We start from the raw sequence: 21,709 nt of genomic DNA on the forward strand, positions 1-21,709 counted from the left end.
TAGCTCAGTCAAAAGCAAAAATCAGCCGCGTTTCGTCATCACAGAGTCAACTAAGCCATATTCGACGGCTTGAGTTGCACTCATGAAGTTGTCACGATCGGTATCGCGTTCAATCACTTCGAGCGGTTGACCTGTGTGTTCAGCGAGCATTAGGTTAAGCTTATTTTTAATGCCTAAGATTTCTTTGGCATGAATAGCAATATCTGATGCTTGACCTTGGAAACCACCCAGCGGTTGATGGATCATCACGCGAGAGTTTGGTAAACAGTGACGCTTACCCTTCTCACCGCCGGCTAACAAGAAAGCGCCCATACTGGCGGCTTGGCCGATACAGACAGTGCTAACATTCGGTTTGATAAACTGCATGGTATCATAAATCGCCATGCCTGCAGTGACAGAACCACCAGGGGAGTTAATGTATAAAAAAATATCTTTATCTGGGCTTTCTGATTCTAAGAATAATAATTGCGCCACGATAAGGTTTGCCATGTGTTCTTCAACTTGACCTACCAAAAAGATAATCCGCTCTTTCAACAAACGAGAATAAATATCGTATGAGCGTTCACCCTTAGCAGTCTGTTCGATCACCATAGGCACTAAAGCACTTTGTATGTCTGACGCATTATGCATTATTCACTTCCCTAAATAAAAATGGCTCGCATGAGGAGCCTCATACGAGCCATTATAAATGGCGAACAGCTAATCAAGTCAAGCTTAGCTTATGCGCGACCGGTAGCCTTGTTCATAAATTCTTCAAAAGCGACTTGTTTTTCGGTCACTTTGGCAGATTTCAACAGTGCTTCAACCGCTTGCTCTTCTAAAGCAACGTTGCGCATGTTTTGCATCAGCTCTTTGTTGCTGTTGTAATAAGCAACAACTTCACTTGGATCTTCGTAGGCAGAAGCCATAGAAGCGATCAAGCCTTGTACGCGTTCATCTTCCGCTTTCAGTTCGTTAGTCTTGATGACTTCGCCTAATAACAGACCGATTTTAACACGACGTGCAGCTTGTTCAGTGAACAATTCAGCTGGCAGTTCTGGCATGTTAGCCGATTGGCCGCCAAAACGTTGCATGGCTTGTTGACGCAGAACGTTAACTTCGCCATCGATCAATGCATTTGGCAAAGTGATATCGTTGTTAGCTAACAGACCATTGATCACTTGCTCTTTCACGTTAGCTTTTAACGCTTGCTCAAGTTCACGGTTCATGTTTTTACGGATTTCAGTTTTAAGGGCTTCTAAGCCACCTTCGCTGATACCAAACAGAGCAGCAAACTCATCGTTTACTTCTGGCAGGTTAGCCGCTTGCACTTCTGTCAGCGTAATCGCGAACTTAGCCGCTTTACCTTTCAGGTTTTCAGCGTGATATTCTTCAGGGAAGTTCACGTCGATAACAAATTCTTCACCCGCTTTGTGACCTAAGATACCCGCTTCAAAACCAGGGATCATACGGCCGCTACCTAGTTGCAGTTCGAAATCATCAGCTTTGCCGCCTTCAAACTCTTCACCGTCAACTGAGCCAACAAAGTTCATTTTCACTTTGTCGCCATCAGCAGCTTCACGCTCAACAGCAGCGAAAGTCGCGTGTTGTTTACGTAAGGTTTCAATCATAGTGTCAACGTCAGCGTCAGTCACTTCAGCTTTTGGCTGTTCTACTTCGATGGCATCTAAGCCTTTCAGCTCAACTTCTGGATAGATTTCAAAGGTAGCGATAAATTCGAATTTTTCGCCATCAGTAGAACCAGGAACAAAAGTCGGTGCACCCGCTGGGTTTAACTTCTCAGCAATAATTGCTTCGATGAAGTTACGTTGCATCACTTCACCCATGATGTCTTGACGAATCGCTGCGCCATAACGTTTGTTTATAACAGTAACAGGCACTTTACCAGGACGGAAACCTGGGATACGAGCACGCTTAGCTTCACGTTGTAAACTGTCTTTAACCAGCTTTTCAATTTGTTCAGCAGGAACAGAAATGGTCAGGCGACGCTCTAGGCCTTGGGTTGCTTCAACAGAAACTTGCATTGTTTTACCTCGAAATTTGTCTAACGTCCTTTGTAATAGCCGATTCATCAACTATTCAGGTATTCGTTTCTTGATCATTAAATTTGACTACAATGCCCACCACAACTGGCTTTAGGCACAGGTCGCTCATAGTTGATATCTATCAAGACGCGACATTATAGCCACCGTTTTCTGCAGAGTCGAGCCTCAACAGCCGAATCTGGGGTATAAAAAAAGCGACACAAGGTCGCTTTTTTTAATTTGTACTCAAAGTACTAAAAATGGGGTGACTGATGGGGCTCGAACCCACGACAACCGGAATCACAATCCGGGACTCTACCAACTGAGCTACAATCACCACTGAAACTGGTACGCCCGGCAGGATTCGAACCTGCGACCACCCGCTTAGAAGGCGGGTGCTCTATCCAACTGAGCTACGGGCGCATGGTTTACAGAATTTTCTGTATCCTAACCGATTTGGAAAGCATTTATGCTAACCCTATCACTCGCCTATTTGAGTCCAAATTATCTTTGAATTCATTGAAGCAAACGATAATAAAGTGGTCGGTGATAGAGGATTCGAACCTCTGACCCTCTGGTCCCAAACCAGATGCGCTACCGGACTGCGCTAATCACCGAAGGTCTTACATTTTACTTGGTATCAACTCAGAGGGTTCCCTCTGGTCCGCTCTGGTCCGCTCTCATCCAAAATCTGGATGCACTATCGGACTGTGCTAATCACCGAAGGTCTTACATTTTACTTGGTATCAACTCAGAGGGTTCCCTCTGGTCCGCTCTCATCCAAAATCTGGATGCACTATCGGACTGTGCTAATCACCGAAGGTCTTACATTTTACTTGGTATCAACTCAGAGGGTTTCCTCTGGTCCACTCTCATCCAAAATCTGGATGCACTATCGGACTGCGCTAATTACCTAAGGTCTTACATGACAGTTTCAGCGCAAGATGAACACATCTGCCTGAGAACGGAGCGCATCTTATCCCCTCACTTTACACCCGTCAACGATTTTTTTATCGTTCGACTCTAGGTGCTGAATTATCAGGCTAATCTGGTTTTTTTTATCCACTTGGCAACGGCTTTAACCATGACACAGTAGCTGTGCCCTGTTAAAATAGCCACGATTGCCAATCTCTGTGTTAACTACTGTTTTCACCATCGCCCATATAAAGGATATCCTACACCCATGACAGCCCAAATAATCGACGGCAAGGCGATTGCTCAATCCATCCGCACTAAGCTCAGCGAAAAAGTCACCGCCCGCAAAGAGGCTGGACAACGCGTACCGGGTTTAGCCGTAATATTAGTGGGAGCCGATCCGGCATCACAAGTTTATGTTGGCAGTAAACGTAAGGCTTGTGAAGAAGTTGGATTTCTTTCTCGTTCATACGATTTAGAAACAAACTGCACTGAAGATGAATTACTCAACCTGATTGATAGTCTTAATGATGATCCGACAATTGATGGCATCTTAGTGCAACTGCCATTACCCGCACATATCGAAGACTCAAAAGTCATCGAGCGTATCCGCCCAGATAAAGACGTCGATGGATTTCACCCGTACAACGTCGGCCGTTTAGCCCAGCGTATTCCGGTGCTGCGCTCTTGTACCCCAATGGGCATAATGACACTCATCAAATCCACTGGCGTTGATACCTATGGTTTAGATGCTGTTGTGGTTGGCGCATCCAATATTGTCGGCCGCCCAATGACCTTAGAGTTGCTGCTGGCTGGCTGCACCACCACTACTTGCCACCGCTTCACTAAGAATCTCGAACAAAAAATTCGTCAGGCAGATCTCGTGGTCGTTGCAGTGGGTAAACCTGGCTTTATTCCTGGTGAGTGGATCAAGCCCGGCGCTATCGTCATTGACGTAGGCATTAACCGTTTAGATAACGGCACCTTAGTCGGCGATGTGCAATATGACATTGCAGCGCAAAATGCCAGCTTTATCACTCCAGTCCCCGGCGGTGTTGGCCCGATGACGATTGCAAGCCTATTAGAAAACACCTTATATGCCGCCGAGCAGTATCATGACTAGGTTCTAAGTTCTAAGTTCTAGGTTCTAGGTTCTAGGTTCTAGGTTCTAGGTTCTAGGTTCTAGGTTCTAGGTTCTAGGTTCTAGGTTCTAGCAAGCATAAAAAAACCTGCATGATGCAGGTTTTTTATTTACTGAAGATTTTCTTGAATTAAAAATATAGCGAATAAGCTTATTTCTTACGCCAAGTGGTGCCACTTGGACCATCTTCAAGCACAACGCCCAAAATATCTAAACGATTACGCGCCACATCCGCAGCAGCCCAATCCTTTTCGGTACGAGCACGGTTACGCTCAACGATTAAGGCTTCGATTTCGGCCACTTCATCGTCACTACCGCCACCTTGAAAGAAGGCCTCTGGCTCTTGGCTTAATAGACCTAACACATCCGCTAATTGCTTCAAGGTGACCGCTAATGCCGATGCCTGTGCCATATCGGTCAGTTTTAAACGATTGATTTCACGCACCATATCAAATAGAACGGAATAGGCTTCAGGTGTATTAAAGTCATCATCCATCGCCACTTTAAACTTAGCAATAAACTCTTCTGCAGGCGCTGCAACGACAGTTAAGTCGACATCTTTAATCGCGGTATACAAACGCTCTAAGGCTGAGCGAGCTTGTTTCAAGTTATCTTCTGAATAGTTCAGTTGGCTACGATAATGACCAGATAATAAGAAATAACGCACAGTTTCAGCATCATAGTGACCAAGTACATCGCGAATAGTGAAGAAGTTGCCTAAGGACTTAGACATCTTTTCACGGTCAACCATCACCATGCCAGTGTGCATCCAATAGTTGACGTATGGCGTGTCATGGGCACAGCAAGACTGAGCGATTTCATTCTCATGATGTGGGAACTGTAAGTCAGAGCCGCCGCCATGGATATCAAAATGCAAACCTAAATGTTTGCTGTTCATGGCCGAACATTCGATATGCCAGCCAGGACGACCCGGTCCCCATGGAGATTCCCACGTTGGTTCGCCAGGTTTAGACATTTTCCACAACACAAAATCCATTGGATTTTGCTTGGTTTCGTCCACTTCAACCCGAGCACCGGCTTGCAGTTGATCTAAATTCTGGCCCGATAAACGGCCATAATCAGGATATGAGGCCACGCTGAAAAGCACATCACCATCGCTCGCCACATAGGCATGACCACGGGCGAGTAATAACTCAACCATGTCGATGATTTCAGCAATGTGAAGGGTCGCGCGCGGTTCAAAATCGGGGCGCAACATATTTAAGGCATCGAAGTCTTGGTGCATTTCACCAATAAGACGCTCGGTTAAGGCTTCACAGCTTTCGTTATTCTCGTTAGCGCGCTTGATGATTTTGTCATCAACATCAGTAATATTGCGCTGAAAATTCACTTCATAACCCGCGTAACGCAGGTAGCGCACTATCATGTCGAAGGAAACAAAAGTACGGCCATGACCAATATGACAGAGATCGTATATGGTCACACCACACACGTACATCCCAATTTTCCCGGGATTAATTGGCTTAAATTCCTGTTTTTGGCGGGTAATACTGTTGTAAATCTTCAACATCGATATTCTCTTCAATGATACATTCAGGTGTAAAATCAAGGAGTCAGTCTATCACGGCCTGACAGGTTTTGAATACTGCACTTTGCGCGCAATCCGAGATAAGTTAGAATCGCGCCACTATTTACACTGAGTATGAAAACATGATCACATTACACACTAATTTGGGCGACATTAAACTGCAACTGAACGCTGAAAAAGCGCCGTTAACAGTAGCAAACTTCATGAAATATGTTGACGAAGGTTTCTTCGACGGCACTATCTTCCACCGTGTGATAGACGGTTTCATGATCCAAGGTGGTGGCTTCAACGAAGACATGAGCCAAAAGCGTTGTAACGAGCCAGTGAAGAACGAAGCCAATAACGGTTTATCAAACCGTACTGGTACTGTCGCTATGGCGCGTACTTCAGATCCACATTCAGCTACTGCGCAATTCTTCATTAACGTGAACGACAACACTTTCCTCGATTTTAAATCAGAAACCTCACAGGGCTGGGGCTACTGCGTATTCGGCGAAATCGTTGAAGGCATGGACATTATCGAAAAAATTAAAGCTGTTAGCACAGGCAACCGTGGTATGCATCAAGATGTGCCATTAGAAGCCATTGTGATTGAAAAAGTCAGCGTCGCGGCATAATACGGCGAATGCGAACTCTATTTATAGGCGATCTGCACCTGAGTGCAGATCGCCTTGATATCACCCAAGCGTTCACTCGCTTTCTCGACACTGAACTCGATGATGCTGACGCCCTTTATATCCTAGGCGATTTGTTTGAAGTCTGGGTTGGTGATGATATTGCCTTGCCTTTTGCCCTAGACATCGCCGAAAAACTCAAGCAAGTATCACAAAAGTTACCCGTGTATTTTATCCATGGCAACCGTGACTTCATGCTAGGCAAACAATTTGCGCGCGCCGCAGGCATGCAAATTTTACCCGAAGTCACTCGCCTCAATTTATACGGTGTCGACACTGTAATTTTGCACGGCGACAGCTTATGTACTTTAGATAAGGCCTACCAACGCTTTCGAAAACTGCGCAGTTTATCGCTGTCTCGTTGGCTGTATGGTTGTTTATCCAAGAAAACCCGTCAGGGCATTGCTGATAAAATTCGCAGCAAGAGCAAGAACAGCAATAAGCAAAAAAGCTACACTATCATGGATGTAGAGCCCAATGCGGTCGATGTGTTATTTGCCAAGACACACACTAAGCATATGATCCACGGTCATACCCACAGACCAGCCATTCATCAACTTGCTAATGGCTGTAAGCGTATAGTGGTTGGTGATTGGTATGAACAAGGCAGTGTGCTCAGTGTGAGCGCTGAAGGGATTAATTTACAGTCCTTACCCTTCGACCCTATGATGACCTAAAGGCATTGGCTTAAGTAGGCCTCATTTAGTGTTACTTAAGCTTAAATAGCTTAAATTTTTAGCTTTAATAGCTTGAAAATACTGTGATTAACGGTTTTTTAGAACCGTTAATCGTTTCAGCTATATGGACTTAACTCTACTCGTTTGGGGAAGCAAAACCGTTCAAATTAATTTAATAGAGGCGACCCACTGTGGAAACGAAACTCATCATCCTGCGCCAAAATCAACTCCGCTTCTAACTCGCCAAAGTACTTCACTCGCTCACTAATATCCTCAGGTGAAACCAACTGAGCTAACGCAAGATAATCTTGATAATGTCGCGCTTCAGAGCGCAGCAGTGACACATAAAACTTACTCAGCTCACCGTCTAAATAAGGCGCGAGTTTAGCGAAGCGCTCGCACGAGCGAGCCTCAATATATGCCCCTACAATCAACTTATCCCGCAAAATATCTTTCTCATGGGTTGTCACATGACTCATCATGCCCTTGGCATAACGACCCGCGCGAATATTGCGGTAATCAATACTGCGCTTGTGCATTAAATCCAATACTTGTTCAAAATGATGAAACTCTTCTTTAATCAAGCGGATTAAAGGTGAAACTAAATTCGCAGCAAACTTAAAGTTGGGCTTAGGTATAAGGTCAGTTACCAACTCATTCTTTTTCACATCACGGGCTAAAAAACTTTCCACATCATGTTCTTGCGAATAAATAAACTCTTCATAGGGTTTAGCCCACGCCAACAGGGTTCGACCACTGTCTTTATCTAACGCATATTTTCGTAGCAAAAAAATCGCTGTCTGAGCGGCTTTTAACTCACAGTTACAATGGTCGATCAGCAACTCATCCAAGGAATCTGATTTTATCGCGACATCAATCCAAGTTTGCGGTGTTTCACAGTGAAGAAATGCGTGGATGGGGGCAAGAAGTTGCAGCATGGACTCACTCAATATCATTCTGAATATCGCACTATTTTACGCATATTTACTCATAAGCTATAGCATTAGGCTTAAGTAAACTTGACGCGCTGAACTTTTTGTTCAATAAATAATCTACACTCTAAAGAACTGAGATCCTGATCACACAGCCTCTCACTTCTCGATGTGTAACCAATCGATGGATAAAGAGACAGGACACTATTTTAACCTCGATTGTAGAGCTGTTATCAGCTCGTCTGACGTTTGGCGAGCCATTCATCAATGCTGAACAAGGATAATTATAATGATACTGAATCACTTAATGGGGCTATACACTCATCCAAAACAAGAGTGGCAAACCATTGAAAAAAACCATGAGGCACTGAAAAGTAGCTTAAGCCATGTAGTACTTATCGCCTTAATTCCGGCGGTGTGCAGCTATATAGCTACGGCTTACATTGGCTGGAATCCTGGCGCTGGTGATCCTATTTACCTTACACCACAAAGTGCCCTGTTTATGTCCGCAGGCATGTATTTAGGCCTGATTGCAGGTGTATTCGCCCTTGCCTATTTAGCCTATTGGATGGCAAAAACCTTCGATGCTAACCCAACTTACACCCAAGCATTAGAGCTCGCGTCCTACACTGCAACCCCGTTGTTTATGGTCGGTTTAGCCGCATTATATCCAGTGCTATGGTTTATCATGATAGTAGGGTTGATTGGTTTAGCCTACTCAGTCTATTTACTGTACGCGGGGGTGCCTATCATTATGAATATCCCTGAAGAGAAAGGTTTTATCTACGCTAGCTCTATGGTGACAGCAGGCTTAGTACTCTTGGTGGGGCTAATGGCAACTAGTGTCATTTTATGGAGCTTAGGCTTTGGTCCTATGTACCAATAACCATTTTAATTCATCACAAATTTAATCAACAGCAACTCAAGCTCTGCGTCGCAATTGATTTGTAGCAGAAAATAAAAAAGAAGGCCGCAAAGGCCTTCTTTTTTGAGTTGAATTAACGCTCTGAGCGAGTTAACAGATAAGTTTGACTCATTCAGTCAAACAGCTCCACTTAAGCAAAATCACTCGAAAGAATCACGCAGCGCTACGGTTAAGTTAAACACTAAATTATCCGGCGATGAATCTTTACTGTCAGCGCAGAAATAGCCTTCACGCTCAAACTGATAGGCTTGTTCCGCAGGTGCATTCACTAGGCTTGCTTCTGCAAAACCTTGTACCACGATCAATGATTCAGGGTTCAACACTTCATCCACAGTCTCTGCCGCAGCAGGATTAGGATCGGTAAATAAACGCTGATAGAGACGGAATTCAGCAGGCTTAGCTGTAGATGCCTCAACCCAATGGATCACGCCTTTGACTTTACGGCCATCTGCAGGGTTTTTACCTAAAGTTTCAGGATCATAAGTACAGTAAACCGTCGTGATATTACCTTCGCTGTCTTTGTCACAACGTTCAGCTTTAATCACATAGGCATTACGTAAACGCACTTCTTTGCCTGTAACTAAGCGTTTGTATTGTTTGTTGGCTTCTTCTTTAAAGTCAGCCACATCGATCAATATTTCTCGGCCAAAGGCTAATTCACGCGTCCCCATGCTCTCATCATTTGGATGAGCGGCCGCTTGAATGTACTCAAGTTCACCTTCAGCATAGTTTTCAATGATGACTTTCAATGGACGCAATACGGCCATCGCACGCGGTGCATGTTCGTTCAATTCTTCACGAATACACGCATCTAACATGCCGACTTCAATCATATTCTCTTGCTTAGTCACGCCGATACGTTGACAGAACTCGCGAATTGACGCTGGTGTATAACCACGGCGACGTAAGCCTGCAATCGTTGGCATACGAGGGTCATCCCAACCTGACACGAGTTTACGGGTCACAAGGTCGTTCAGCTTACGTTTAGACATCAAGGTATATTCGAGATTTAAGCGAGAAAACTCGTATTGACGAGTACGATTCGGCGCTTGAAAATCGTTCAAATTATCCAACACCCAATCGTATAAACGACGGTTGTCTTGGAACTCTAATGTACATAAAGAGTGGGTAATATGTTCTAACGCATCAGAAATACAGTGCGTGAAGTCGTACATTGGGTAAATGCACCACTTGTCACCTGTTTGATGATGATGGGCAAAACGAATACGGTAGATGATAGGATCGCGCATACACATGAATGGCGATGCCATATCAATTTTGGCACGCAATGCGCACTCGCCTTCTTTAAAACCACCGTCGCGCATCTTAGCGAATAAGGCGAGGTTTTCTTCGACTGATGTGTCGCGGAAAGGACTGTTTTTACCTGGCTCTTTTAACGTACCACGGTATTCACGGGTTTCATCTGCATTCAAAAAACACACATAAGCCAAACCTTTATTAATCAGTTCAACCGCATATTGATGTAACTGATCAAAATAGTTTGATGAATAGCGAACGTCACCATCCCACTGGAATCCAAGCCAACGCACATCCGCCTGAATAGAATTCACATAATCAATGTCTTCTTTTTCAGGATTAGTATCGTCAAAACGTAAATTACACAGACCGTTATAGTCTCGCGCTATCCCAAAATTTAAGCAGATAGATTTAGCATGACCAATATGAAGATAGCCATTCGGTTCCGGCGGGAAACGAGTCTGTACACTCGTGTGCTTACCGCTTTGTAAATCTTCATCTATGATATTACGAATAAAGTTACTCGGACGTACTTCAGTGTCCACATGACTCATGGAATTCCTCTTTGCGAACAATGGCAATTTTAAGAAAACCAGCATGATCCTACAGATCACCACTAGTTACAATGCCTAGGGTTAAAAACTCTGGTTTTTGACTGTCTGGGGTTATAACCGCGATAGTAAAACAATAAAAGCAGCCATGAAAGCTGCTTTTATCTTTGATCTAACTAAGCTGACATTTATTATTCAGTCACGCCGACTCAGTAAATCTTACTCGGTGATAATGCGGATCCCAGGAATAATCTGCTGGCTTCTTTTACCTTTACGTTTCAACCACAGATAAAAAGCGGCTAATGCAAACAAGAAGAAACCAATCCACAGACTTGATTGAACTGGGTGCTGCGTAAAGGTAGCGGCTTGATAAACTACCGTTGCAGAACCATAAGCCAGTGAGAAAGTCCACGTTGCCGCAAACGTCGCCCACCGAGAACCAAACTCATGCACTAAGGCGCCCATTGCCGCAACACAAGGAGTATAAAGTAAGATAAACAGCAAGTAGGAGAAAGCCGCAACTTTACCACTAAAACCTGCTTGTAAAGCACCAAAAGTCGATGTCGCAACACCTTGTTCTTCAGCCACGGTTTCTTTATTGGTTAAATCACCGACCGACAGTTTAAGCGGATCTTCAAGATCTAAACCAAACAAGTTAGCTGGAATCGTTGCCAGAGCCGCATTAAAGCTTTCGCTCAATGGTGCAAGCTCTTCATCTGTCGGCGCCGCGCTACTGTATAGACTGTTTAAGGTACCAACAACCGCTTCTTTGGCGAAAATACCCGTGATAATACCGACGGTTGCAGGCCAGTTATCCTGCTCTATGCCCATAGGCGAGAAGATAGGCGTAATTTTTTGACTCGCGACACTCAGCAAAGATGCTTGGCTATCTTCATGGCCAAATGTACCATCAACACCAATAGCATTAATGAAGTTCAATAAGGTCACGACTAGAACAATCGTTTTACCTGCGCCTAATATAAAACTCTTAGTGCGTTTACCTGTACGAACCATAACAGCTTTCAGCTTAGGTAGTTCATAACTTGGCAGCTCCATCACCACAGCACTACTGCTGCCGGGTAATAAAGTGCTTCTGAGTAATAAACCCGTACCGATAGCGGCAAAGATACCAATAATATACAGCAAGAAGACTAAATTCTGACCTGAATCAGGGAAGAAAGCCGCCGCAAATAGTGCATAAACAGGAAGACGTGCACCACAGGACATAAATGGCGCCATCATCCCTGTCACAATACGCTCACGCTCACTACCTAAGGTTCGCGTAGCCATAATTGCAGGCACTGAACAACCAAAACCGACAATCATAGGAACGAATGCTTTACCAGGCAGGCCAATACGACGCATTAAACCGTCAACCACAAATGCAGCGCGTGCCATGTAGCCAGAACTTTCGAGGATCGACAAACCGAGGAAAAGCGCCGCAATAACAGGAATAAAGGTTGATACGGTTTGAATGCCTTGGCCGACACCTCCCGCTAAGATAGTGACCAACCAAGCCGGAGAGCCCATGCTCGTCAAGAATGAACCGAAGTGATCGACAAACAGTGCGCCAGCAAAAACATCAAAGAAATCAATAAAAGCACTGCCAATATTAATGCTGAACATAAACATCAAATACATCACAAACAAAAACACAGGAATGCCAAGCACAGGATGTAAAACGAGTTTATCTAATTTGTCACTGAGGGTGAGGAACCCTGACTCTTTCACTGAACCTTGAAAGACTTGTTCAACGAAATTAAAGCGCGTGGTCGCCACCATCACTTCAATATCATGGCCTTGCTGAGCGATAATCTGAGTACAGGAATTCACTTCATCCTGCAGTTCAGCATTTTTACAGCTACCACAACCTGAACCATTACCAAGCATAGCCAAAGCGCGGCCACGGCTTAATTGGGCATCTTTACTGCAGAGTAACTGCACGCCCGCTTCAATTTGTTCATCATAGTGAAGCACTAATGGGGCTTCTGAGACTCGGCCTTGAAGTAAATCGAGTACCTGTGCCTGCACTTTAGCGACATCGGCAGGATCTCGCGAACACACGCCAATCACAGGGCAACCCAGCTCTTGGCTCATTTTCTTTAAATCGACTTTAATCCCACGTTTGACAGCCGAATCAATTTTATTCAGCACCACTACCATAGGGATAGCGAGTTCACGTAATTGGGCTGTGAGATATAAGTGACGTTCGATATTAGTGGCATCGACTAAATTGATAATGCCATCGACACGTTGCTCGGCAAGGTATTGCTGCGCAATTTGCTCATCAAGTGAACAATCGCAACTATTACCCGCAGGAAGAAGGTCGTAAATACCCGGTAAGTCTGTCAGATAGACGTCAGCACCGTTTAAGGTGAAATGACCAGTCTTTTTTTCGACCGTAACACCAGACCAGTTACCCACTTGCTGATTTGCGCCTGTTAGCGCGTTAAAGAGTGTAGATTTACCCGCGTTAGGGTTTCCTACTGTGACGCAATGAAACTGCTTAGCCATTCGTCTTTTCCACCTCAATGATGTCTGCCAAATCTCTGCGCATACAAAGTTTACTACCACGAATATCCAGTTCGAGACCAGAGCCCATAGGTGCGTATCGGATCAATAAAAAACGCGTATTTGGCGTGATCCCCATGGACAACAACTTGCGCTTCACGGTTTGTGGCAGCGCCAAACGCCCCACTTCAGAAATAAGACCGCGATCGCCGGGACTGAGTTCGCTTAACTTCATTACGTATTCCACCTTGCAACAGGTTCAGCTCGAAAAACTGCGCCCATTGTAACCGAGCGATGACACTAATAACTTTACCTAGATCAAGATTTTTGATTGGTAACGATAATAGTTTTCAATTGTGTTGGGTATTATGTGATAAAAATTCCAATGAATAAACGACCAACCGAAAATAAAAATCCGCACCTTAGCATTAGTGACTATCAAGCGATGCACAGAAGTCAAAACGCTGTAAACAAATCCCACCCGAAGCAAGTGTGATCAAAATCACATTTAATCTATATCGCCTGTAAAATCATCCCTCTTTACAGTGAAAAGACCACGCAATGTTAAGCATGTGTCACACACTTGTTCTAATATTAACCAGGCTCAATAAGCTAAATTAGCAATGTCGAAAGCGTAAAAAATAACAAATATAAATGCACTCGGGAAAACATAACCATGGAAATAGGGCTAAAGTTCAGAAGCATAGCTAAGGCTATGCTATGTATTTTGTTATCAATCGCAAGCGTTTCGGCCTCAGCGACCCCTTGGGATGACAAAAAACCAGAAGAAGTTGTTGCGACATTAGACAAAAAATTCGCCGAAGGTAAGTATTCCGCTAAAGGCGCTGATACTTGCCTGATGTGCCACAAAAAAAGTGCCGTGGTGATGGCGATATTTGAGGGGGTTCATGGCAACCCCAAGGTGAAAGGTTCACCCATGGCCGATTTGCAGTGCGAAGCCTGCCACGGCCCGTTAGGGAATCATAATAAAGGTGGCAAAGAGCCGATGATCACCTTTGGCGCAAACTCCCCTGTTCCAGCGCAAAAGCAAAACAGTGTCTGTATGAGTTGCCACAATGACAGTCAACGTACCGCATGGAAAGGCAATCACCACGATAACGCCGATGTCGCCTGTAGCAGCTGCCATCAAGTGCATACCGCAAAAGATCCTATCAGCGATAAAGCCAATGAAGTCGCCATTTGTACCCAATGCCATACCCAACAAAAAGCCGATATGCACAAGCGCTCGGCGCATCCATTACAGTGGCAACAAATGGTGTGCAGTGACTGCCATAATCCCCACGGCAGTTTAAACGATTCAAGCTTGAAGCAAATGAGTGTTAATGAAAATTGCTATAGCTGTCATGCCGAAAAGCGCGGCCCTAAACTGTGGGAACATGCCCCCGTCACCGACAACTGCGCTAATTGCCACAATCCCCATGGCAGCGTGAACGAAGCCATGCTGATCAGCAAACCGCCACAACTGTGTCAGCAGTGTCACGCTTCGGATGGCCATAGCAGTAATGCCTATTTTGGCAATCAAACCAATGCCTTCACTTCTGGTAATTCCTGTATGAATTGTCACGGACAAGTGCATGGCTCTAACCATCCTTCTGGCAAATTACTACAGAGATAACAAGGGAATGATCATGCGAACAGCTAAAATGTCCCACCCTAGCGCTTATTTCTCCCTCACTTTGCTGGCTTGGGCGATAAGCGGTGTTTTGACTCAAGCACACGCCGAAGGTTATGAGCTGCAAGAAGCAAATCGAAGTAGCATAAAGACAGAGGCATGGAGCTGTAAGCAATGCCAACCTAATACAGGGCATATTGGCAATGTCAGTGCCAGCCTCGCTTACAACGATAGTGAGGACAGCCGTTTCGGTAACCGCACAGGGACAGATAATGATGGTCTCGTTGGCACCGTCGGTGCGGATATGGTGTACAAAACACCGTCGGGTTATCAAACCGAGCTGGTCGCGGACAAGTTAGGTTTTGATGCGGGCTCAGCCAAGCTCACAACCGGAAGGCCGGGGAACTATCAAATCAACTTGGGTTATAGAGGCTTAGCAAACTATAACCATAATCAACTCAAAAGCCCCTATACCTCAGTGCAAGATAAAATGTTATTGCCCGATAACTGGATAACAGGCGGCACAACGCAATCTATGCCTATGTTACAAAGCAGCCTTGTTAGCCAAGAGTTAAGTATTCAACGTGATCGCTTTAGTATCGGTGGTTACTACGCGGGCAAAATATCACCTGAAGGTGACAATAACAGTCACTACAAAGCCTCGCTAAACTATCAGCATGAAGACCGCAGCGGCGCCAAAAAGACCAGCGCCAATATACTCACCAATAGCGTTATGCTAGCCCAACCAATTGATGACAGTACTGATGAAGTCGATGCGAGAGTTTATTTTAACGGTTCAGGCTGGCAAGCTGGCATCAATAGCCAAATCAGCCAATATAAAAATGATCACCAAGCCATGCTGTGGCAATCTGCCTACACTCCCACCTTTGGCGCAGCATACTTAGGCCAGAATGCGGTCGACCCCGACAATAAAGCCTACCGAGTTGCCGCAGAAGCCTCTGGGGGGGCAAATGGTCAAAATGTATTGATGCACGCAGGCTTTAGCCGCATGACCCAAGATGACACCTTTATTCCTGCCACCATCAATGGCCCATCGCCCGTCCTGCCTGCGGATACCTTAAATGGCCAAGTCGATATTGTAGAGATGGACCTTAAATATTCAGGACGGATCAACCAAGATTTAAGTATGCAGGCAAGTTACAACTATCAAGACAGAGATAATAAAACGGCTCAATTAGACTTTCCGCAGATCGTCACCGACAGTATTAATCAAGGCACAGCCCAAAATAGCCTTTATGATAAGCGCACCAAAAAACTCGAACTTAAAAGCAAATACCGTTTTACCTCAGCGGCTTATGCCGAAGCGGGTTACAGCCATAATGAAAACGATTATGCCGAACTCGACCGCCAATCCATCGATGAATCTGGCGTGTTTGCTAAACTAAGTTATCGCTATTCGCCCGCATGGTCAGCTTGGTTGAAAGGAGAAGCACTAGAGCGAGATGGCAGTGAATATCATTCCGTCGCAACCACTCAAAGTTCAAGTAATCCTTGGCTACGTAAATCCTACCTTGCCGATAGAAAAAGACAGAAAGTCACCTTACACACGGATTATCAGAGCGACATTGGTCTATCTCTTGGTGCCAGCTTACACAGTATTAATGACGACTATCATCATACCCTAGTAGGTCTAACTCAGGTGTCCTATCTCGGTTACGACTTGTCAGCCCAATATATGCTGAGCAGTGACCTCAATTTAACCGCCTTTGTTAACCAAGATTGGCGCGATTCAGACCAAGCGGGCAGTAATTCCTTCTCGACACCCGATTGGTACAGCACTGCCGAGGAAAAATCGACCTTGATTGGTGCAGGGCTTAGTTATCAAAACCTGTTCGATCATCACCTCGATATTGGTTTGGATTACAGCTATTCCGACGGACAGAGTGATACAGAAGTGACCTATGGCATCACCAGTCCCTATGGCGATTTTTACGCCCGCAAGCACAATATTAATGCCTACGCCAAATATAAGTTTGCCGACAGTATGTCACTGCGCGTCGATTGGTTATTCGAAAAATATCAAGATGCTAACTGGCAAAACCAAGGCACAAGCTGGGACACGATTCCCAACGTACTCAGTTTTGGTGATATGGGCCACGACTACAACGCTCACTACTTAGGCTTGACCTTAAGCTACCAAATGTAACTTAGGCACTGACAGCGCATTCCAAGGATAGAAATATGAACAAGTTTGCAAAAATTCGCACTCAATTCAGTCTTATGCTGGCCTTAGTCTCCCTATTAAGCGCCTGTGGCGGTGATAACGGCCAAGATGGTAATCCCGGTGAGCCTCAAGTAAGCAATCAAGATGATGAAGCCGTGGTTGGTATCCCATCGGCGACATTTATTGCAGCGCAGCTTCTCCCCAAAGGTTATACAGGCGCGGGGAATAGCAGTGAATGGCAGCACTTTACCGCTGAAACCTGCGCGGCAACTTGCCCTGGCAGTCTCACAGATCATAAAAACGGTCACTACAGTTACACCTTCAGCGCCGCATTTAATGGCATGAATGGAGTGACGTTTATACCAGAAGCGACCCAAAGAATGGTGGTCAAAATTGGCGGCGATAAACTTGCCGATAATACGCCCTTACCTATAACCAATCAGCATTATGACTGGCAATCTTCAGGTAGTAATGTCGCTTACACCCGCAACTTAGTCACAATAGAGACCTGTAATAGTTGCCACAGTAATCTAGCTTTCCATGGCAGTAGATATAATCAAATCGAAACCTGCGTCACCTGCCATAACAGCAAAAAAGTCAGTAACCCTGCGGATATTTTCCCACAAATGATCCACAGCAAACATTTAACTGGCTTCCCGCAACCCATTAGTGACTGCCAAACCTGTCACGTCGATAAGGCTGAGTTAACCGAACAGCAAAACTGGCGCAGAGTCCCGACCATGCAAGCCTGTGGTGCCTGTCATACACAGATCAATTTCCCCGCAGGCGAAGGACACCCAGTGCAAACAGATAACAGTAACTGCGTGGCGTGTCATAATGCCGACTGGACCGCAAGCGTACACAGTGATGAAGCTAAAAACGCGGCAGTGATGCAATTTAGCCCAAGCATCACCAGCGCCAGTATGGATGCCAATGGTACGGTCACTGTTGCGGTTAAGCTGATGAATCCAGCCACAGGAACTGTGTATAGCGAAAGTGCCGATAAACTAAAATTTATCAATGATTTAAGGGTATATGCCAACTGGGGAACCAGTTTTGATTATGCGACCCGTTCAGCTCGCTCGATTAAACTGCCGGAATCCACACCCATATCAGGCTCTAATGGCATTTATATCTATACGATAGCGGGCCTTACTGTGCCAGCAGGCACTGAAACGGATCATGGCGGACTTGCGATTCAAGGCAGAGTCTGTGCCAAAGATAAAGTACTGGTTGATTGCACGACTGAACTGGCGGAAGTGTTAGTGATTAAATCCAGCCACAGTTATTTTGATATGGCAGCATTGAGCAATGAAGGTCGCCGTAGCGTTGTGAGCAATGCAAGCTGCGGTAATTGCCATGGTGATCAAAAACTGAATATTCACGGCTCACGTAACGATCTCGATGGTCAATGCCAGTTATGCCATAACGCCAATATGCTGGCCGATGCGACGGCAGCCAATCCTTCAATCACGTCATTTGACTTTAAGCAGCTGATCCACGGTATTCACACCAGTCAATTCACGGGGTTTGAAAGCCTAAACTACCCAGGAAAAATCGGTAACTGTGCCCAATGTCACGTTAACGATACTGCGGGGATTTCTACCGTCGCCCTCCCCTTAAATTCAGCGGTACAACCCCTTGCCCTCGATAACGGCACTTTTACCAGCCCAATTGCCGCTGTGTGTAGCAACTGCCATTCAGATACCAGCACTCATAACCACATGGCTCAGCAAGGTGCTGTTTTTGCAGGTACAAAATCCGATGCAACCGCAGGAACTGAAACCTGTGCTTTCTGTCATGGACAGGGCGGAGTCGCGGACGTGTTGAAAGTGCATCCAATAAACTAACCCTATGATGCTGGCCTAAAAAGGCCAGCAACTGCAGATATAAAAGGAACTCATACGATGCAGTCATCTACTCCTAAAGAAATAGTCAGATCTCAGTCACATTACCCGCCTAAAGTGACTGATAAATACCAGTGACTTAGTTAGCCTTACAGATGGAAAACTAATTCCACACATCTTATGCGGGTAATGAGATTTATTCTTATTTGCCAGGCGTTTGATGATGATTACAACTATTGCAGGGAAATATCATGATGAAACGGTTCAATTTCAATACCGCAACAAAAGCGATGTTGGGTGCCGGTTTACTCTCTCTACTACTCGCCGGTTGCGGTGGTAGTGACGGTAAAGATGGTGAAGACGGAAAACCGGGTCCGGTAGGCTTAGACATAAGTCAAGCCACCACACTCAAAGCCACACTTGAAGATGTAAAAATTGACAACGGCACTGTCAGCGTAGACATAGTACTAACGAATGCGAATGGCGTTCCTGTGACGGGCCTAGAGCAATACGCTCAAATCAATGCTATCGGATTGGGTATTGCAAAACTTACCCCTGAAAGTGGCAAAGGTTACAAAACACCTCAATGGGTCAGCTATATCAACTCAGTGAAAGCAGCTGATCCTGCACGCAGTCTTGCAAATTATAGCTATACCGATGGTAAAGATAGCGCTGGCAATCCTATTACTAAAGAAATGAAATTTACACCTGGTGATGCTATTCAAGCGAACATCGAATCTAGTTGTAAAACCACTTGTTTAACAGTGGTTGATAGTGGCGTTTACCGCTATACCTTCCAAACCAATTTAAGTACTTTGCCCGCTATTGAAGGTCTCGATTTAACCTACGACCCAACATTAATACATCGCATTACTTTAGAACTTCAAACCGATGGCAGTAAAGATGCCAAGTTAGTCAACAGCCATATCGACTTCTTACCAAGCGATAACTTTAGAGTAGCTAAAGAGACGGAAACGCGTACGGTTGTCGATTTAGAAGCGAACTGTATCAAGTGTCACAGCACAAATTATAGCGATACATCTTCTACTGCTAAGCCATTAGCACTACATGGCGGAAGACGGATCGGAATAGCAAACTGTCAAGTTTGTCATACCAGCTACAGTAAAGATCCAGAAACAGGATCACCTTTGGATATGGGCGCCATGGTTCATGCCATTCACAAAGGTACTTACGCTATGGTGGGTTACAGCGGAACGGCTTATGACTTTAGCGGTACTATGGCTAAAGCTGCGGCTGAAAGTGGCTACCCACAATACCGTGAAGGTAAAGACGTTTCTGAACGAGTCACTCTGCCTGTCTCTATCGGGAACTGCCAGTCTTGCCATAGCACAGATGACAAAGGACCCGTTGATGCCGCGAGCTTTAAACATCACAAAGGTTTAGCCTGCGCATCTTGTCACATGTCAGGTTTTAATCCAGTAGATAACAGTGAATGGTTAACGCCACCTGAAGGTCAAAAAGACCGTGGTTTCGTTGGTAACTATTTCCATTACTATGCAACACCTGAAATTGACGGTATTCCAGGTGCAAACCTAGTCAATGTATTCCAAAATGGAGGCTGCGCTTCTTGTCACGCCGAACAAGGTGAAGAAGGCAGCGCTAAATATCACTTAGCAAAAGCTAATGCCACTAAGTTACTGCGAACTGAATATGCCTATAAGTTAGAAAATGGCACATTTGATGTGGCTAAAGGAGAGTTAACATTCACAGTCGATTGGCACAGTGATGTTGCTCCACATCAAGATCCTAAAGTGAAAGAGTTTTGGGTCAGCTTAACGGCATTCAATGGCACTGAATACACCATGGGCCCACGTCCATCTAATGGTACTTTAGGTCGTAGCGAAAACCGTATTTCTGTAAATTTGGCCAAAGTTGAGACTAACGCTAACTTAACAGCGGTACCAAATGGCTCAAAAGTAACATACACATTAACAGGCATTAAAGCTGTTATTGGCACAAGTTCTGTTCCATACAAACAAATTGTTAGTATTGGTAAAGGCTTCATGGACGGCAAATTGCTGATCTGTGCAAACTCTGCAGAACTCGATCCAACGATGGATGCTGCGATTGATTGTAGTAACACTGAAGCACCAATCTACGAAGTGATTGTTGGCAGTAATAAAGCTTCATTCTCTGCCGATGCAAGTAATGTTACCGCACGTAGCATAGTCATCTCTGAAGCAAAATGTGCTAACTGTCATGGTGAGAAAGCTGACTTTTCAGCCTCTCATGCGCTGACCCATGCGGCAGACAAGCCTGATAACAGCTGTGGTACTTGTCACTCTGCTGTACCTAATACCGCGGTAGCTTTAGCCGATGGTAGTTGTGTGGCTTGTCACAATGGCGCTCCTGCTCACAGTAAAAAGCCATTTGAACGTGGTTTTGACTTTAAAGTCATGATCCACCAAATTCACGCTGATACTCGCAGTGTTCGCCGTTTAACAACAGATGCAGCAACCTTCCCTGAAAACCCAGCGAACTGCGCGGCTTGTCATGATAAAGGTCAACTTAGCTTAGCTACACTAGGCGATAAACCTGCGTTCTTAGCAAGTACTGGTGAATACTCACCAACCGTTGCAGCTTGTGCATCTTGCCATGCAACGACCGCAACTGACAGCGCAGTGATAGGTCACTTCGAAACCAATGGTGGTGTATATAACGCTGCTGCTGGCACTTATACTCCTGGTAGCGAAACCTGTGCGACCTGCCATGGTGAAGGTAAATCATTTGGTGTGGATAAAGTTCACCCAGTGAAATACTAATATGGAACCGAGTAACGAATCGCAAATCAGTCGTTACTCACATTAAATTCAGCAAAATCCCTCGCACTGCGGGGGATTTTATTTACATAACAGCAATCCCATTCA

The 21,709-nt window shown here is 45.1% G+C and carries 15 protein-coding genes and 3 tRNA genes; 8 read left to right on the forward strand and 10 right to left on the reverse strand.

What is annotated here, in order from left to right; all coding sequences use genetic code 11:
- Nucleotides 1-21 precede the first annotated feature (21 nt).
- The 5 genes from clpP to L5L94_RS11730 all read right to left on the reverse strand — a co-directional run bounded on the left by clpP (nucleotide 22) and on the right by L5L94_RS11730 (nucleotide 2,641).
- The gene (gene clpP / locus L5L94_RS11710) at nucleotides 22-630 is read right to left on the reverse strand and encodes an ATP-dependent Clp endopeptidase proteolytic subunit ClpP (RefSeq protein WP_063883148.1); all 609 of its coding nucleotides are present in this window, start codon (nucleotides 628-630) and stop codon (nucleotides 22-24) included.
- A gap of 89 nt (nucleotides 631-719) precedes the next feature.
- Nucleotides 720-2,024: a trigger factor gene (gene tig / locus L5L94_RS11715; RefSeq protein WP_263163260.1), complete on the reverse strand. Its 1,305-nt coding sequence runs from the start codon at nucleotides 2,022-2,024 to the stop codon at nucleotides 720-722.
- 261 nt (nucleotides 2,025-2,285) lie between these two features.
- A tRNA-His gene (locus L5L94_RS11720) sits at nucleotides 2,286-2,361 on the reverse strand.
- A gap of 9 nt (nucleotides 2,362-2,370) precedes the next feature.
- Nucleotides 2,371-2,447, reverse strand: a tRNA-Arg gene (locus tag L5L94_RS11725).
- Between the two features lie 117 nt (nucleotides 2,448-2,564).
- Nucleotides 2,565-2,641: transfer RNA gene (locus tag L5L94_RS11730), tRNA-Pro, on the reverse strand.
- A gap of 566 nt (nucleotides 2,642-3,207) precedes the next feature.
- Here L5L94_RS11730 and folD point away from each other — a divergent pair.
- Nucleotides 3,208-4,062, forward strand: coding sequence for a bifunctional methylenetetrahydrofolate dehydrogenase/methenyltetrahydrofolate cyclohydrolase FolD (gene folD, locus L5L94_RS11735; protein ID WP_198572194.1), 855 nt, complete (start codon nucleotides 3,208-3,210; stop codon nucleotides 4,060-4,062).
- Nucleotides 4,063-4,231: 169 nt separating this feature from the next.
- On the opposite strand, the gene cysS is transcribed toward folD, so the two are convergent.
- On the reverse strand, nucleotides 4,232-5,611 hold the full coding sequence (gene cysS, locus L5L94_RS11740; RefSeq protein ID WP_263163263.1) for a cysteine--tRNA ligase: 1,380 nt from the start codon (nucleotides 5,609-5,611) through the stop codon (nucleotides 4,232-4,234).
- A gap of 140 nt (nucleotides 5,612-5,751) precedes the next feature.
- Here cysS and L5L94_RS11745 point away from each other — a divergent pair, with 140 nt between their 5' ends.
- Together L5L94_RS11745 and L5L94_RS11750 are read left to right on the forward strand one after the other, a co-directional pair.
- The gene (locus L5L94_RS11745) at nucleotides 5,752-6,246 is read left to right on the forward strand and encodes a peptidylprolyl isomerase (RefSeq protein ID WP_198572192.1); all 495 of its coding nucleotides are present in this window, start codon (nucleotides 5,752-5,754) and stop codon (nucleotides 6,244-6,246) included.
- An 8-nt stretch (nucleotides 6,247-6,254) separates the two neighbouring features.
- The gene (locus tag L5L94_RS11750) at nucleotides 6,255-6,980 is read left to right on the forward strand and encodes a UDP-2,3-diacylglucosamine diphosphatase (protein WP_105252938.1); all 726 of its coding nucleotides are present in this window, start codon (nucleotides 6,255-6,257) and stop codon (nucleotides 6,978-6,980) included.
- Nucleotides 6,981-7,147: 167 nt separating this feature from the next.
- Here L5L94_RS11750 and miaE read toward each other — a convergent pair whose 3' ends face one another.
- Nucleotides 7,148-7,918, reverse strand: coding sequence for a tRNA isopentenyl-2-thiomethyl-A-37 hydroxylase MiaE (miaE, locus tag L5L94_RS11755; protein ID WP_113938855.1), 771 nt, complete (start codon nucleotides 7,916-7,918; stop codon nucleotides 7,148-7,150).
- Nucleotides 7,919-8,201: 283 nt separating this feature from the next.
- Here miaE and L5L94_RS11760 point away from each other — a divergent pair, with 283 nt between their 5' ends.
- On the forward strand, nucleotides 8,202-8,798 hold the full coding sequence (locus L5L94_RS11760; RefSeq protein ID WP_105252940.1) for a Yip1 family protein: 597 nt from the start codon (nucleotides 8,202-8,204) through the stop codon (nucleotides 8,796-8,798).
- 179 nt (nucleotides 8,799-8,977) lie between these two features.
- On the opposite strand, the gene glnS is transcribed toward L5L94_RS11760, so the two are convergent.
- From glnS to L5L94_RS11775, 3 genes are all read right to left on the reverse strand, one after another.
- Nucleotides 8,978-10,648 (reverse strand): glutamine--tRNA ligase, encoded by a 1,671-nt coding sequence (gene glnS, locus L5L94_RS11765; protein WP_173245638.1) that lies wholly within the window; start codon nucleotides 10,646-10,648, stop codon nucleotides 8,978-8,980.
- A gap of 216 nt (nucleotides 10,649-10,864) precedes the next feature.
- Nucleotides 10,865-13,159: a Fe(2+) transporter permease subunit FeoB gene (feoB, locus tag L5L94_RS11770; protein ID WP_105252942.1), complete on the reverse strand. Its 2,295-nt coding sequence runs from the start codon at nucleotides 13,157-13,159 to the stop codon at nucleotides 10,865-10,867.
- Complete coding sequence (locus L5L94_RS11775) at nucleotides 13,152-13,391, reverse strand: ferrous iron transport protein A (RefSeq protein WP_028760477.1); 240 nt, start codon at nucleotides 13,389-13,391, stop codon at nucleotides 13,152-13,154. Before L5L94_RS11775 ends, feoB begins: the two co-directional genes overlap by 8 nt.
- Before the next feature lie 441 nt (nucleotides 13,392-13,832).
- Between L5L94_RS11775 and L5L94_RS11780 the strand changes: the two genes are divergently transcribed.
- From L5L94_RS11780 to L5L94_RS11795, 4 genes are all read left to right on the forward strand, one after another.
- The gene (locus L5L94_RS11780; RefSeq protein WP_263163265.1) at nucleotides 13,833-14,792 is read left to right on the forward strand and encodes a DmsE family decaheme c-type cytochrome; all 960 of its coding nucleotides are present in this window, start codon (nucleotides 13,833-13,835) and stop codon (nucleotides 14,790-14,792) included.
- Between the two features lie 13 nt (nucleotides 14,793-14,805).
- Complete coding sequence (locus tag L5L94_RS11785) at nucleotides 14,806-16,956, forward strand: MtrB/PioB family decaheme-associated outer membrane protein (protein ID WP_263163266.1); 2,151 nt, start codon at nucleotides 14,806-14,808, stop codon at nucleotides 16,954-16,956.
- Nucleotides 16,957-16,991: 35 nt separating this feature from the next.
- Nucleotides 16,992-18,824: an OmcA/MtrC family decaheme c-type cytochrome gene (locus L5L94_RS11790; protein ID WP_263163267.1), complete on the forward strand. Its 1,833-nt coding sequence runs from the start codon at nucleotides 16,992-16,994 to the stop codon at nucleotides 18,822-18,824.
- 248 nt (nucleotides 18,825-19,072) lie between these two features.
- Nucleotides 19,073-21,604 carry an OmcA/MtrC family decaheme c-type cytochrome gene (locus tag L5L94_RS11795; RefSeq protein ID WP_173245650.1) on the forward strand — a complete coding sequence of 844 codons (2,532 nt, stop codon included), beginning with the start codon at nucleotides 19,073-19,075 and terminating at the stop codon, nucleotides 21,602-21,604.
- The last annotated feature ends 105 nt before the right edge of the window (nucleotides 21,605-21,709 follow it).

Source organism: Shewanella sp. SM21 (genome assembly GCF_025654335.1).
Lineage (GTDB): Bacteria > Pseudomonadota > Gammaproteobacteria > Enterobacterales > Shewanellaceae > Shewanella > Shewanella oncorhynchi.

What these genes read in the sequence shown, in the direction of transcription:
- cysS (WP_263163263.1), bottom strand. Translation starts at nt 5,611, where the DNA reads ATGTTGAAGATTTACAACAGTATTACCCGCCAAAAACAGGAATTTAAG.
- miaE (WP_113938855.1), bottom strand. Translation starts at nt 7,918, where the DNA reads ATGCTGCAACTTCTTGCCCCCATCCACGCATTTCTTCACTGTGAAACA.
- L5L94_RS11745 (WP_198572192.1), top strand. Translation starts at nt 5,752, where the DNA reads ATGATCACATTACACACTAATTTGGGCGACATTAAACTGCAACTGAAC.
- L5L94_RS11790 (WP_263163267.1), top strand. Translation starts at nt 16,992, where the DNA reads ATGAACAAGTTTGCAAAAATTCGCACTCAATTCAGTCTTATGCTGGCC.
- tig (WP_263163260.1), bottom strand. Translation starts at nt 2,024, where the DNA reads ATGCAAGTTTCTGTTGAAGCAACCCAAGGCCTAGAGCGTCGCCTGACC.
- feoB (WP_105252942.1), bottom strand. Translation starts at nt 13,159, where the DNA reads ATGGCTAAGCAGTTTCATTGCGTCACAGTAGGAAACCCTAACGCGGGT.
- L5L94_RS11775 (WP_028760477.1), bottom strand. Translation starts at nt 13,391, where the DNA reads ATGAAGTTAAGCGAACTCAGTCCCGGCGATCGCGGTCTTATTTCTGAA.
- L5L94_RS11795 (WP_173245650.1), top strand. Translation starts at nt 19,073, where the DNA reads ATGATGAAACGGTTCAATTTCAATACCGCAACAAAAGCGATGTTGGGT.
- L5L94_RS11780 (WP_263163265.1), top strand. Translation starts at nt 13,833, where the DNA reads ATGGAAATAGGGCTAAAGTTCAGAAGCATAGCTAAGGCTATGCTATGT.
- clpP (WP_063883148.1), bottom strand. Translation starts at nt 630, where the DNA reads ATGCATAATGCGTCAGACATACAAAGTGCTTTAGTGCCTATGGTGATC.
- L5L94_RS11750 (WP_105252938.1), top strand. Translation starts at nt 6,255, where the DNA reads ATGCGAACTCTATTTATAGGCGATCTGCACCTGAGTGCAGATCGCCTT.
- L5L94_RS11760 (WP_105252940.1), top strand. Translation starts at nt 8,202, where the DNA reads ATGATACTGAATCACTTAATGGGGCTATACACTCATCCAAAACAAGAG.
- glnS (WP_173245638.1), bottom strand. Translation starts at nt 10,648, where the DNA reads ATGAGTCATGTGGACACTGAAGTACGTCCGAGTAACTTTATTCGTAAT.
- L5L94_RS11785 (WP_263163266.1), top strand. Translation starts at nt 14,806, where the DNA reads ATGCGAACAGCTAAAATGTCCCACCCTAGCGCTTATTTCTCCCTCACT.
- folD (WP_198572194.1), top strand. Translation starts at nt 3,208, where the DNA reads ATGACAGCCCAAATAATCGACGGCAAGGCGATTGCTCAATCCATCCGC.